The organism is Amycolatopsis sp. cmx-11-32, assembly GCF_047608695.1.
Taxonomy (GTDB): domain Bacteria; phylum Actinomycetota; class Actinomycetes; order Mycobacteriales; family Pseudonocardiaceae; genus Amycolatopsis.
Window position 1 is genome coordinate 170,790 of record NZ_JADNQN010000008.1, and the last position, 12,160, is coordinate 182,949.

A 12,160-nucleotide genomic window follows, 5' to 3' on the forward strand; every position below is an offset into this window, starting at 1 on the left:
GAGAGGGGTGTGTGGAAATAGGGACACTCAAAGTCCCTCTTTCCACACACCCCTCTCCGAGACGCTCAGTGCCCCCAATGCGTCATTGGGGCAGTGGCCGGGCGGGGCAGCCACCCGCCAAGTTCTCGCTGCTCGGGTTCGGCGCGGGAAGGTCGATGCCCGGCTCGTCGCGCGCATCACCGAACGGTGGACGTACACGCTCCCGGCCGTGATCGCCGCTGCGGTGTCTTGCTGTTCGCCGCCGGTGATCAGTCCCTGCTCGCCGTCAGCGCCCTCATCATCGCCGCGACCGGTTCGCCGGTTAGGCGTTGCCGAGTATCCGGGTCACGGTGATCTCGATGACCACGCGCTCCGGGTTCGGTTTGGGCTGCCGGTACCGCGCGGCGTAGCGGTTCTCGGCGTCGCGGACCGACTCCGGATCTTCGCGCAGCACCGCGCGACCCTCCAATGTGGACCATCGGGGCCCGGCGATCTGGCAGGCGGCGACCGGAATGCCCTGTTCGTCCGCTTCCTTGATCATGCGGGCCTTTTTGGACGAGCGGAACGTGATCACGCGGGCGATCCCGGCCTCGAAGTCCACCGTGACCCCGACGGCGACGACATGCGGGGTCCCGTCGGGGCGGACGGTGGTCAGCGTGGCGAGATGCCGCTCGGTCCAGAATTCCCGGAAGGTCTCGCCGCGCGCGCTCAAGTCGATCGTCATGCGCTCACGCTAGGGCACGGTCACGCAAGCGTCATTTGAGGTAATAGTAAGGAAACTTTCTTAACTCTCTTGTTTTTGGCCGATCCGGATGTCACTCTCGAAACGCGCCGCCGCCACCAACGACGTTTCCGGAGGAGCCATGAGAAAGACCGTTCGGACAGTGCTGGCCGCGGCCGCGCTGACCGCCGGGCTGGTCGCCACGACCGCCCCCGCCACCGCGGCCACCACTCAAGGAACCCCCTATCTGCCTGGCGTTCTGCGCCCGTCGGTGTCCCAGGCGACGCAGGACGCGGCGCTCGCCAAGTACTACGACTTCTGGAAGAAGAACTTCCTCACCACCAAGTGCGGGTCGGGCACCTACGCGGTCAAGGCCCCGGACGCCGACCACGCGTTCGTCGCCGAGGGTCAGGGCTACGGCATGACCATCGCGGCGATGATGGGCGGCAAGGATCCGCAGGCCCGCGCCGTGGTCGACGGCATCCTGAAGTTCGTGAAGGCGCACCCTTCGTCGATCGATAAGGATTTGCACGCCGCCGAGCAGGACGCCAGCTGCAAGAGCGTCAACGGTACCGACTCGGCGACCGACGGTGACCTCGAAATCGCCTACGGCCTGCTCCTCGCCGACAAGGTCTGGGGCAGCGGCGGTTCGGTGAACTACAAGGCCGAGGCACTGCGGATCATCAAGGCGATCAAGCGCAGCGAGGTGCACCCCACCACCAAGTTCATGCGGCTGGCAGACTGGGCCGACAGCGGCAAGTACATCAACAGCTCCCGATCCTCGGACTGGATGCCGGGTCACCTCCGTGCGTTCGAGAAGGCCACCGGTGACTCGTTCTGGGGCCAGGTCCGGACCCGGCAGGAGCAGGCCGTCACCCAGCTTCAGCAGCAGTACGCGCCGAAGACCGGGCTGATCCCGGACTTCGTCGTCAACACCAACTCCACGCCGAAGCCGGCCCCGGCGGACTTCCTCGAAGGCAAGGACGACAAGTACAGCTACAACGCCTGCCGCGACCCGTGGCGCCTCGGGGTCGACGGCATCACCGTGTCGGGGAGCCCGGCGCAGGGTCAGGTGCGGAAGATGAACACCTGGATCCAGCAGACGACCGGCGGCGACCCGGCCAAGATCACCACCGGCTACACGCTGTCGGGCGCCAAGATCTCGGGCGAGTCGGGCCAGCACCCCTGCTTCACCGCGTCGTTCGCCATCGCGGCGATGAACGACCCGGGCAGCCAGGCCTGGCTGGACAAGCTGTGGACCTCGATCACGACGTGGTCGCCGAACGCCAAGGACTACTACGGCACCGGCATCACCTTGCAGGTCCTGCTCATCCTCTCGGGAAACTACATCGCTGTCTGATGTCATGTGTGAAGGCCCCCTTCCCCTCGGCTCAGCCGAGGGGAAGGGAGCCTTCACGTATGACCCGGGCGTCCACCGCGGCGCTGCAACGGCTGAGGAAACCGGTCGCCGTCTCCGAAGCGCCGGTTGTCGCGTCGGCGGGCTCCGGTGACTTGCTCACCGCACTCGTCCCGGCGGTGCACGCGCTAGTGTCGCGTGATCCTGCTTGCTTGACGTTGGGTTTCGTTCCTCAGACGGCGATCTCGCGTGATCAGACGGCGGTTACGCGTGATTGGACGGCGATCTCCGGAGATCGCCGTCTTATCACGGGTAAGACCTGCAGGATCACACGACGCTAGCGGCGATGCTGGGCCGGGCAACGAAGTCCTGTTGCGCGATCTGAGCAGGCTGCCGGACTCGATCGTCGCCATCGCGGGTGACCTCACCGGCAGGACGGTCGGCGCCCGATGACGGATCTCCTGCTGGGCCTGGTCCGCCGCGGCACCACGCAGGACCTGACGAACTACGAGACCCACGGCCCCGACGGGCGCGCGATCCGGTCTTCGACGCTGTTCCTGCGGGACGCCGACGGGGTCGCGATCGGCTGCTTGTGCGTCAACCGGCTGACCGACGGCGCCCCACGGGCCGACGGGCACGAACCCGAGACGTTCCCGCCGGACGTCGACAGCCTGCAACGGTTCCTGATCGGGCGCGCGGTGACGAAGGCCGGGATCCCGGTGGACCTGATGAAGAAACGGCACAGGCGGCCGCGGTCCGGGAACTGGACGAGGCGGGGTTCTTCCTCATCAAGGACTGGGTGGACCACCTCGCCGGTGAACTCGACGTCACGCGGTACACGATCTACAACTACCTGAACGAGATCCGGGCGACCTGACGCTCCTGCGCGTGAGATGAACGGGGCTTTCATCTCGAAATTCGCAATGAAAGTCCCGTTCATCTCGTCAAGGTGACGCTACTTCAGGAAGGACTCCACGGCGTCGGCCGCCCGGTCGACCCCGCCGTTCCCCCGCGTTTCGGCCCGGACCTCGGCCAGACGTGCGGCGACCGAGGGTGACCCGGCCACCCGCTCGACCGCGGCCCGCAGCACCGACGCCGTCACGTCCGAGGCCGCGAGTTCCTCACCGACACCCAGTTCCGCCAGTTTCGCCGCGTTGCCGAAACCGTCGGTGGCCAGCGGGATCGCGACGGTCGGCACGCCGTACCACAGCGATTCCGTGCTGCCGCCCATGCCGGCATGCGTGATGAACGCCGACGCGGCCTCCAGTACCGCGAGTTGCGGGACGAACGGGAGCGCCTCGATGTGCTCCGGCAGCGGTCCGAGGTCGGCCGGATCGGTCTGCCCGATCGAGATGACCACGTGCCAGTCGGAGTCGCGGAACCCGTCCACACAGGCGCGGAAAAGGTCGATCTGGTCGGTGAACGCCGTGCCGAGGGACATCAGCAGGACCTTCTTGCCACTCGAAGGCGGTGTCCAGCTCCGGTCGGCAAGGCGTTCCGGGTCCAGTGCCGGGCCGACGAACCGGACCGACGACGGAACCCGCTCGACGTGGGGCTGCATCGCCCTCGGCAGCAGCGCGAGAACCTGCTCGGGATGACAGATCCAGTCCCAGGCGTCGGCCTCGATGCCGTTCTCGTTCAGCCACCGGGTGAAAGTGGCGAAATAGTCCTTCCCGGTCGGCGAGCTGCGAATCGAATCGAGGAGCTCGCCCATGTCCTCTTCGTAGCCGTCCCAGGCGACATACGTCGGGGACAGCTGCACCGCCGGAACGCCGTAGCGCCTGCTCAGTAGCGGCGCCGGGAGCCCGCCGATGTCGTACAGCAGCAGATCCGGGCGGTTCTCGTCGTAGAAATCGGTCAGCAACGGCATCGCCTGGATGCCCTCGTCGAGGAAGACCCGCATCTGCGACGCCGGGTCCTCCGGCCACGCCGACTGGTCGCCGAGCGGGAGGATCGACGGATGCGGGACGACCTCGGCCCCGGTCGGTTCGATCAGCCCGGTGAGCGGCTCGCCCACGACGTAGCTGACGCGGTGCCCGCGAGCGACCAGCTCACGGACGACGGCCAGCGAGGGGTAGATGTGGCTCGGCGCGGTGCAGCCGATCATCGCGATGTGCTTCTGCATGATGTCCTGTCTGGATCCATGAACGGATGTCAGACGGCGCGCAGAAAAGGGGCCACCCGATCGCGGGCGGCCCTGCGGTCACGCCGTCTCAGGCGGTGCGCATCCGGATGTGGTAGGTCATGATCGAAACCCTAGCGCGTACCGCTGGGCCTCCCAACCGATTAACCGGTGGCCCGGTTTGCCGCCGGGTCGCACGACGTCTACCGCCTCGGCAAGACCCCGGCCGGCGGCTACATCGGGCCGGACGAGTTCCTCGAGGTGTTCAACCGCCTCTTACTACCAGCTGTGCTGGACGCTGCTCGGTGACGCGCTGGCGAAGTTCGTCGACAAGGGTGACTGGCAGACGATAAAGGGGCTGTTCGAAGGCTTCGGCGGCCGCGGCGACGACAACGGTTACGCCGTCTACCTCGCCGTCCAGTGCGCGGACGTGAAGTGGCCGCGGAGCTGGCAGCAGTGGAAGCACGACAACTGGCGGACCTACCAGAAGGCGCCGTACTTCACCTGGCCCGCGAAGCCCGGCAAGCCGGTCAAGGTCGACGGCAAGAAGGTGCCGAGTGTGCTGATGATCGGTGAGACGCTCGACGCGGTGACGACGTACGAAGGCAGCCTTGAGGTCCGTAGCCGGTTCCCCGGCGCTCGCCTGATCGGTGAGCCGGGCGGTACGAGTCACGCCATCAGCCCCCGCGGCAATGCGTGCGTCGACAACCGGATCGCCGACTACCTGGCGACCGGTGCGCTGCCCGACCGCAAGCCGGGGCGGACGGCCGACCTCGAATGCGCGCCGCTGCCGCCTCCGGCCCCGACTGCTTCAGCACCTCAGGCAGCCACCTCCCGGGTGCCCGTCCAGCTCCAAGTACGCGAAGGCCGCCTTCCTTCCGCCCAGGTACAAGGTCCCGGCTAAGTCGAGGTCTTACAGGCCAGCCGGGTCACACCGGTTGCGGAGCTTGATCAACAGAGGTTCAGGGACATGCCTCCCTCCAGCACGCCTGAGAGGGGAAGATTTCGGACGTTCACCGTCCCAAATCCTCCCCACTCGGCCCTTGCGGGCACCAGAACGTCAAGCCCGGGTTACTGCCTGTAGCGCTGACCAGCGGCTCTACGACTTTGCCGAGCCTTCGCTTTCCTCGGCAGGGGACTTTGTGTTACAAAGTAGAAGTGAGCTTTGTAGTTCAGAGTGCTTGAAGGAGGAAAGTCATGACGGACGCGTTCAGCCTCGAAGGGCTGGTGAAGCGCTTCGGTGACGTCCTGGCCGTCGACGACGTCAGTGTGCGGGCCGCACCGGGGGAGGTGGTGGCGCTGCTCGGGCCGAACGGTGCTGGCAAGTCGACCACGATCGACATGCTGCTGGGCCTGACCAGGCCGGATTCGGGCCAGGTGCGGGTCGCCGGGCTCGGCGCGGCGGCGGCGATGGACCGGGGCATGGTCGGCGCGATGGCGCAGAACGGGACGCTGCTCAGGGACGCCACGGTCGCCGAACTCGTCGGCCTGTTCGCGTCGCTGCACCGGGATCCGCTGCCGATCCGCGAGGTGCTCAAGCGTGCCGGGGTCACCGAGTACGCGAACCGCCGCTGCGGAAAGCTCTCCGGCGGCGAGCAGCAGCGGGTGCGGTTCGCGCTCGCGCTGGTCGGCGATCCGGATCTGCTGGTGCTCGACGAGCCGACCGCGGCCATGGACGTCGACGGCCGGCGCCGGTTCTGGGCGTCGATGCGCGAGTACACCGAGACGGGCCGGACGGTCCTCTTCGCGACGCATTACCTCGCCGAAGCCGAGGACTACGCGGACCGCGTCGTGCTGATGCGGCACGGCCAGGTGGTCGCGGACGGGCCGGTCGGCGACGTCAGAGCCGCGGTCGCCGGCCGGATACTGCGGGCCGTCGTCCCGGATGCCACCGAAGCCGCGCTGGCCACGCTGCCCGGAGTGTCGCGCGCGGTACTGCGGGCCGGGCACGCGGAACTGCACTGCGCCGATTCCGACGCCGCCATCCGCGGTCTGCTGCGCGGGTTCCCGCTCGCCGCGAACATCGAAATCACCGCCGTGGGACTGGAAGAAGCCTTCATCGCGCTGACCGCGGATGAGACCGAGGGAGCGTTGCGATGAACATGAACTACCTGACGCTGGAGATCAAACGCATCGTCCGCAGCCCGCAGTTCGCGCTGTTCACCATCGGTATGCCGCTGGTGATGTTCCTGTTGTTCGGCGGCATCTTCGGCGCCCGCGAGATCGCTCCCGGCGTCTCGACCGCGACGGTGACCATGGTGAACATGGCCGCGTACGGCGCCATGACCGCCGCGCTGTTCACCGGCACCCGCGTCGCCACCGAACGCACCGATGGCTGGCAACGCACCCTGAGGTTGACGCCGATGCGGGCGCCGGGCTACCTGATGGTCAAGGTGACAGCGGGGTTGTTCGTCGCGCTGCCCGTGCTGCTGGTGATCTTCGCGGCCGGGATGATTCGCGGCATCCGGCTCGAAACCGGCCAGTGGCTGACGATCTTCGGCACGCTGTGGCTCGGGACGCTGCCCTTCGCGGTGCTGGGCCTGATGATCGGCCTGTTCGGCAAGGGTGACACCGTGCAGGCGGTGACCGGCGCGCTGATGCTGCCGCTGGGCATGTTCGGCGGGCTGTGGATCCCGCTGCAGATCCTGCCGGGCTGGATGAACACCGCCGGGCACATCATGCCGACGTACTGGCTCGGCGAGATCGGCCGCGCGCCGGTGCTCGGCGGTTCGGGCACGCTGACCGCCGCCGGAGTGCTCGTGGCCTGGCTGGTGGTGCCCGCGCTCGTGGTGATGGCGAGGTTCCGGCTTGACACGGCCAGGCTGTGACCGCGTGTTAGCTTTCCGAAGTGCCGGAAGATGAGCGGGCTGTGTCTGAGCGGGACGACGACGCGCGGCCGATGACACCCGAGGAGTCGCTCGCACTCATCGCCAGGCAGACGGAGGACACCCAGCGTGAGATCGGGCCGAGGCCTGCCGTGCTGCTCGCCGTCTGGGGTCTGGTGTGGCTGTTCGGGTTCGGCCTCGTCTACGTCTCCGCTCCGCCCACCTCACTGATGCCGTTGTGGGTCGCCGCGGTGATCGTCGTCGCCGGTTTCGCCGGAGCCATGACGTATTCGGCGATCTACGGCATCCGGGCGGGCCGCGGCGTGCGCGGGCCGTCCCGGCTCGTCGGGGCGATGTATGGGTGGAGCTGGATGATCGCGTTCGGCGGGCTGACGGTGGTGAACACCGCGCTGATCCGCCTCGGCCTCGGCACCGAGCTGATCCCGTTGCTGTGGTCCGGGACCTCGCTCATGCTGACCGGCCTGATGTACCTCGCCGGCGGAATGCTGTGGCAGAGCAAACTGCAGTACGGCCTCGGCGTGTGGATCATCGTGTGCGGCGCGGCGAGCGTGCTGGCCGGGGGACCGCACAACTTCCTCGTGCTGAGCCTGGCGGGCGGCGGTGGCTTCCTGGTGGCGTCGCTGGTCTACCTGGTGCGGTCGCGATGAGCGAAGACGGGTTGCCCCAGCTCGATCCGGTGATCCACGCGCAGGCGCGGTTGCGGGTCACCGTGGCGCTGTCGAGCCTCGGACCGGGGGACAGCATCACCTTTCCGCGCCTGCAGCAGCTTCTGGACATGACGCCGGGCAACCTGTCGACGCATCTGCGCAAACTCGAGGACGCCGGCTACGTCGAGATCACCAAGGCCTTCGAACATCGCACGCCGGTGACGCTGGTCGAGCTGACCACCCGGGGCCGGGCCGCGTTCGAGGAGTACACGAAGGCCCTGCACCGTCTTCTCGAGGTACCGGGCGATGGGCGTTCATGACCGGTGGGTCATCCACCTCGACATGGACGCGTTCTACGCCTCCTGTGAACAGCTGACCCGGCCGACCCTGGCCCACCGCCCCGTGCTCGTCGGCGGCGCGGGCCCGCGTGGCGTGGTCGCCGGGGCGAGTTACCAGGCGCGTGAGCACGGCATCTCCTCGGCGATGCCGATGTCGCAGGCCCGGCGGTTGTTGCCGCCCAACGGGGTCATCCTGCCACCGCGGTTCGAACTGTACGAACTGCTGAGCACGCGGGTGTTCGATCTCGTCGCCCGGTACGCGCCCGTGCTGGAACGGATCTCCCTCGACGAGGCCTTCGCTGAACCGCCTTCGCTGGCCGGGGCGTCGTCGGCCGACGTGCGTGAGTTCGGTGCTCGCCTGCGGGAGCACATCCGGTCCGAAATCGGCTTGGTGGCGTCGATCGGGGCGGCTTCGGGGAAGCAGGTCGCGAAGGTCGCGTCGGACGAGGCCAAACCGGACGGGCTGCTCGTCGTCGACCAGGGCACCGAACGTGCGTTTCTCGCGCCGCTGCCGACCAGGGCGCTGTGGGGGATCGGCCCGGTCGCGGAAGGGAAACTGCGGGCGATCGGCGTCCGGACGCTGGGCCGGCTGGCCGCGCTCTCCGACGCCGACGCGGTGTCCACTTTGGGCAGTGTGGTCGGGCGGGACCTGCGGCGGCTGGCCACCGGCGTCGACGACCGGCCGGTGTCCGACCGCGCGGAGCTCAAGCAGGTCAGCGCGGAGACGACCTTCGACCGGGACCTGATCGACCTGGCCAGCCTGCGGCGCGAGGTCCGCGATCTCGCCGTCCACGCGCACAAACGGCTCGTCAACGCCGAGCGGGTCGCGCGGACGGTGGTGGTGAAACTGCGGCACACCGATTTCAGCACGGTGACGCGTTCGGAGACGATGGCCTCGCCCACCGACGAATTCGACCAGCTCGCCTCGATGGCGGAACGGCTGCTGATCGACCCGACCGACTTCGGCGGGGTGCGGCTGGCCGGGGTCGCGTTCTCCGGGCTTTCCGTGCCGCATCAGGATCCGCTGTTCACCCTTTCCGTTCCGGTGACCGACACGCCGTCGGTCTCGCGAGCGCCCGCGCCGGTGCCTGTGGTCTCCTCGACCTGGCGGCCGGGGGACGACGTGGCGCACGATGCGCATGGCACCGGCTGGGTGCAGGGGGCAGGGCACGGCCGGGTGACCGTGCGGTTCGAGACGCGGTCCAGCGGGCCGGGCGTCGCGCGGACTTTCCTCCAGGACGATCCGGCCCTCCGCCGGGGGGCCCCTTCCGATTGCCTCGCCTAAATCCCCGCGTTTCGTCCTCTGGTTGCGGTAGTTGCGCGTGCAAGGACCGCAACCAGAGGACGAAACGCGGAGGGATCGGCGGCGCGGGCGGTGTCTTTTCCGGGCGATGTCACGCTCCGCTCGGTGTAGGGCAGGATGAAGGCGGTATGTCACCCGATCGAGGGAACCGATGTTCAGCTCCCGCGCCCGTCAGACCACCGTTCTCCTCGGTGCGGCCGCACTGCTCGCCGCGTGCAGTGCCACTCCCGAGCCGCAGCAGCCCGCCGCGTCGACCACACGGTCTTCAACGCCGGACGCATCCTTCACGGTGGTCGCGACCGGCGACGTGCTGATCCACCCCGCGCTGACCGACCAGGCGAAGGAAGACGGTGGCGGCGAGATCGACTACCGGCCGCTGCTGGCCGGGATCAAGCCGCTGATCTCCGGGGCCGACCTCGGCATCTGCCACCTCGAGACCCCGCTCGCGCCGAAGGGCGGGCCGTACAGCGGGTACCCGTCGTTCAGTGCGCCGCCCGAAATCGTCGACGCGCTCAAGGACACCGGGTACGACAACTGCTCGACGGCGTCCAACCACACGATCGACCAGGGCGTGGACGGCGCGACGCGGACGCTCGACAAACTCGACGAGGCGGGGATCAAACACACCGGTTCGGCACGCTCGGCCGAAGAAGCGAAGAAGCCGCTGATCGTCGACGTCAACGGTGTCAAGGTCGCCCAGATCTCCTTCGCCTACGGGTTCAACGGGATCAAGGTGCCTTCCGGGAAACCCTGGCTGGTGAACCAGATCGACGCCGAAGAGGTGATCGCCGACGCCAAGGCCGCGCGGAAGGCCGGTGCTCAGGTCGTCCTCGCGAGCCTGCACTGGGGCACCGAATACCAGCACGAGCCGAACGCGGAACAGCGTTCTCTGGCGAAGAAATTGCTCGGTGATGACTCGATCGACCTGATCATCGGCCATCACGCGCACGTCGTGCAGCCCTTCGAGCAGATCAACGGCAAGTGGGTCGCCTACGGTCTCGGCAACAGCGTCGCCCGGCATTCGGAGCCCAGAGGCTCGACCGAACAGGGCGCGGCCGCGCGGTTCCGGTTCGTGCGGGACGGGGAGCGCTGGAAGGTCGACAAGGCCGAGTACGTCCCGACGCTGGTCCAGCTCGGCCCGCCGATCCGGTTGCTCGACCTGACCGCGGGGCAGAGCGGGGACGCCGGGGTGGCCGCGCTCGAAAACACCGACGAGGTCGTCCTCAGCCGTGGCGCCGGTGACCAGGGCCTGACCCGTCCCGGTCGTTGAGCGGAACACGGGTGGGCTGGGCCCTTCGTCCGGCCCACCCGTGTCTTCTTCGCGCCCGCCTTCAATATTGTCGTCGCACCACCAGTTTCGCGAGGGCCGCGAGCTCGGCTCCTGGGCGGGGCACCGGGTTCGAGACGGCGAGATGGTGCAGCGCGCCGGTCAGGAGTGCGTCGGCCTGCTCCTGGCTCCACGTCCGGCCGCCCGCCCGTTCCACCAGCTCCGCCGCGTGGGGCAATTCCGCGGCGTCGAGGTTTTCCTTGCGGTACAAGACATCCAGTTCTCGCCCGGCATCCGTCCCGGAGTGGAGTGCGGCTACCACCGGCAGGGACTTCTTCCGGTTGGAGAGATCCGAGTGCACCGGTTTCCCGGTCACCGCCGGATCACCCCAGATCCCGAGTAGATCGTCGATGTGCTGGAACGCCAGCCCGAGTGCCCTCCCGTACTCGGTCAGCCGGTCGACCTGATCCTGCCTCCCTTCCCCGGCGAGCGCGCCGAGCGTGCATGACGCCCCGAGCAACGCGCCGGTCTTCCCCTCGGCCATCCGTACGCATTCGGTGGTGTCGACGTCACCGCGTTCTTCGAACTTCAGATCCGCGCTCTGCCCTTCCAGCAGGTCGATCACGGCCGTGCTCAGCACTCGCAGCGCTGTTCGCCCGAAGGGGGACAGCACCTCGAAGGCCTGGGTCAGCAGTGCGTCCCCGGCGAGGATGGCGGCGCCGGTGCCGAAGACGGTCCAGGCCGTCGGGCGGTGCCGCCGGGTGGTGTCGGAGTCCATCACGTCGTCGTGCAGCAGCGAGAAGTTGTGCACCATCTCCACCGCGACCCCCACCGGGACGGCGACTTCGACGTCGCCGCCGACAGCCTCCGCGGCCAGGAGGGCGAGCGCGGGCCGCAACGCCTTGCCCCCGTCCGCGGTGGACGGACGGCCGTGCTCGTCCCACCAGCCGAAGTGGTATCCGGCGATCAGCCGCATGGACTCCGGCAGCTTCCCGACCGCTTCCCGCAGCGCCGGATCGAGCAGATTCCGGCTCCACGTCAGAACTTCGCCTGCCGGTCGGGCACCGGTGCGGGTGTCGATGGTCGTCAACGGACTCCCTCTCAGCCTTCACGCCCGAGTTCGGCGTTCTCCAGGATTCCCAGCGCGTCGGGCACCAAGACCGCCGCCGAGTAGTACGCGCTCACCAGGTAGCCGATGATCGCCTGTTCACCGACCACGGACCCAGCGGCCACCGCGACGAGATGCCCTGCGTCCGCGGGGCCGACCTGGTGGTGATGGCCAGTGTTCGCGCGGCGGTCTTGCCGAGGCTCAGTTGCGGGTTGTCCGTGATCGTCACCGAGGAATCCACCTATCGTCATGGCGGGTGTCCCCGCCCTGGTGAACTGCAGTTCTCACAAAGTTCGCGGATACCCACTCGAATGGGGAGGCGCGAAATGAACATAGCAAGCGGCAATGCCCGCACAAACACACGATCGGGTAGCCGGGTACGTTCACCTGTTTGCCGGGTCGGCCCGTTGAAACGTTCCCACTTCGACTGTTCGGGCGGCAAGTTTTTGAAGAATGTCGGCATACGGCGAGG

Annotated in this window: 10 protein-coding genes and 3 pseudogenes; 9 read left to right on the forward strand and 4 right to left on the reverse strand. The window is 68.1% G+C overall.

Annotated features, from left to right (window positions below; translation table 11 throughout):
• Positions 1–301 precede the first annotated feature (301 nt).
• Positions 302–703: a PPOX class F420-dependent oxidoreductase gene (locus ACM6LR_RS24410; protein ID WP_414944569.1), complete on the reverse strand. Its 402-nt coding sequence runs from the start codon at positions 701–703 to the stop codon at positions 302–304.
• A gap of 139 nt (positions 704–842) precedes the next feature.
• Between ACM6LR_RS24410 and ACM6LR_RS24415 the strand changes: the two genes are divergently transcribed.
• Positions 843–2,060: a glycosyl hydrolase family 8 gene (locus ACM6LR_RS24415; protein WP_414941160.1), complete on the forward strand. Its 1,218-nt coding sequence runs from the start codon at positions 843–845 to the stop codon at positions 2,058–2,060.
• A 348-nt stretch (positions 2,061–2,408) separates the two neighbouring features.
• Positions 2,409–2,934: pseudogene (locus ACM6LR_RS24420) on the forward strand (helix-turn-helix transcriptional regulator); the annotation flags it as partial.
• A 78-nt stretch (positions 2,935–3,012) separates the two neighbouring features.
• Here ACM6LR_RS24420 and ACM6LR_RS24425 read toward each other — a convergent pair.
• The gene (locus ACM6LR_RS24425; RefSeq protein WP_414944570.1) at positions 3,013–4,182 is read right to left on the reverse strand and encodes a macrolide family glycosyltransferase; all 1,170 of its coding nucleotides are present in this window, start codon (positions 4,180–4,182) and stop codon (positions 3,013–3,015) included.
• Positions 4,183–4,371: 189 nt separating this feature from the next.
• On the opposite strand from ACM6LR_RS24425, the pseudogene ACM6LR_RS24430 reads away from it, so the two are divergent.
• The 7 genes and pseudogenes from ACM6LR_RS24430 to ACM6LR_RS24460 all read left to right on the forward strand — a co-directional run.
• Positions 4,372–5,083: pseudogene (locus ACM6LR_RS24430) on the forward strand (alpha/beta hydrolase); the annotation flags it as partial.
• Between the two features lie 293 nt (positions 5,084–5,376).
• A complete protein-coding gene (locus ACM6LR_RS24435) occupies positions 5,377–6,279 on the forward strand; it encodes an ABC transporter ATP-binding protein (protein WP_414941158.1) in 903 nt (300 codons plus the stop codon).
• A complete protein-coding gene (locus ACM6LR_RS24440; RefSeq protein WP_414941157.1) occupies positions 6,276–7,007 on the forward strand; it encodes an ABC transporter permease in 732 nt (243 codons plus the stop codon). Before ACM6LR_RS24435 ends, ACM6LR_RS24440 begins: the two co-directional genes overlap by 4 nt.
• 71 nt (positions 7,008–7,078) lie before the next feature.
• Positions 7,079–7,672, forward strand: coding sequence for a hypothetical protein (locus tag ACM6LR_RS24445; protein ID WP_414941196.1), 594 nt, complete (start codon positions 7,079–7,081; stop codon positions 7,670–7,672).
• A complete protein-coding gene (locus tag ACM6LR_RS24450; RefSeq protein WP_414941156.1) occupies positions 7,669–7,992 on the forward strand; it encodes a transcriptional regulator in 324 nt (107 codons plus the stop codon). Before ACM6LR_RS24445 ends, ACM6LR_RS24450 begins: the two co-directional genes overlap by 4 nt.
• Positions 7,979–9,295, forward strand: a complete 1,317-nt coding sequence (locus ACM6LR_RS24455; RefSeq protein ID WP_414941155.1) for a DNA polymerase IV — start codon at positions 7,979–7,981, stop codon at positions 9,293–9,295. The genes ACM6LR_RS24450 and ACM6LR_RS24455 overlap by 14 nt, the downstream gene beginning before the upstream one ends.
• Positions 9,296–9,464: 169 nt before the next feature.
• Positions 9,465–10,583: a CapA family protein gene (locus tag ACM6LR_RS24460; protein WP_414941154.1), complete on the forward strand. Its 1,119-nt coding sequence runs from the start codon at positions 9,465–9,467 to the stop codon at positions 10,581–10,583.
• 61 nt (positions 10,584–10,644) lie between these two features.
• Here ACM6LR_RS24460 and ACM6LR_RS24465 read toward each other — a convergent pair whose 3' ends face one another.
• Together ACM6LR_RS24465 and ACM6LR_RS24470 are read right to left on the reverse strand one after the other, a co-directional pair.
• Complete coding sequence (locus tag ACM6LR_RS24465; protein WP_414941153.1) at positions 10,645–11,670, reverse strand: family 2 encapsulin nanocompartment cargo protein polyprenyl transferase; 1,026 nt, start codon at positions 11,668–11,670, stop codon at positions 10,645–10,647.
• 11 nt (positions 11,671–11,681) lie between these two features.
• A pseudogene (locus ACM6LR_RS24470) lies at positions 11,682–11,795 on the reverse strand (hypothetical protein); the annotation flags it as partial.
• Positions 11,796–12,160: the final 365 nt, after the last annotated feature.

Excerpts from the sequence above, each read along its gene's own strand:
- ACM6LR_RS24410 (WP_414944569.1), bottom strand. The coding sequence starts at position 703 with ATGACGATCGACTTGAGCGCGCGCGGCGAGACCTTCCGGGAATTCTGG.
- ACM6LR_RS24415 (WP_414941160.1), top strand. The coding sequence starts at position 843 with ATGAGAAAGACCGTTCGGACAGTGCTGGCCGCGGCCGCGCTGACCGCC.
- ACM6LR_RS24425 (WP_414944570.1), bottom strand. The coding sequence starts at position 4,182 with ATGCAGAAGCACATCGCGATGATCGGCTGCACCGCGCCGAGCCACATC.
- ACM6LR_RS24435 (WP_414941158.1), top strand. The coding sequence starts at position 5,377 with ATGACGGACGCGTTCAGCCTCGAAGGGCTGGTGAAGCGCTTCGGTGAC.
- ACM6LR_RS24440 (WP_414941157.1), top strand. The coding sequence starts at position 6,276 with ATGAACATGAACTACCTGACGCTGGAGATCAAACGCATCGTCCGCAGC.
- ACM6LR_RS24445 (WP_414941196.1), top strand. The coding sequence starts at position 7,079 with ATGACACCCGAGGAGTCGCTCGCACTCATCGCCAGGCAGACGGAGGAC.
- ACM6LR_RS24450 (WP_414941156.1), top strand. The coding sequence starts at position 7,669 with ATGAGCGAAGACGGGTTGCCCCAGCTCGATCCGGTGATCCACGCGCAG.
- ACM6LR_RS24455 (WP_414941155.1), top strand. The coding sequence starts at position 7,979 with ATGGGCGTTCATGACCGGTGGGTCATCCACCTCGACATGGACGCGTTC.
- ACM6LR_RS24460 (WP_414941154.1), top strand. The coding sequence starts at position 9,465 with ATGTTCAGCTCCCGCGCCCGTCAGACCACCGTTCTCCTCGGTGCGGCC.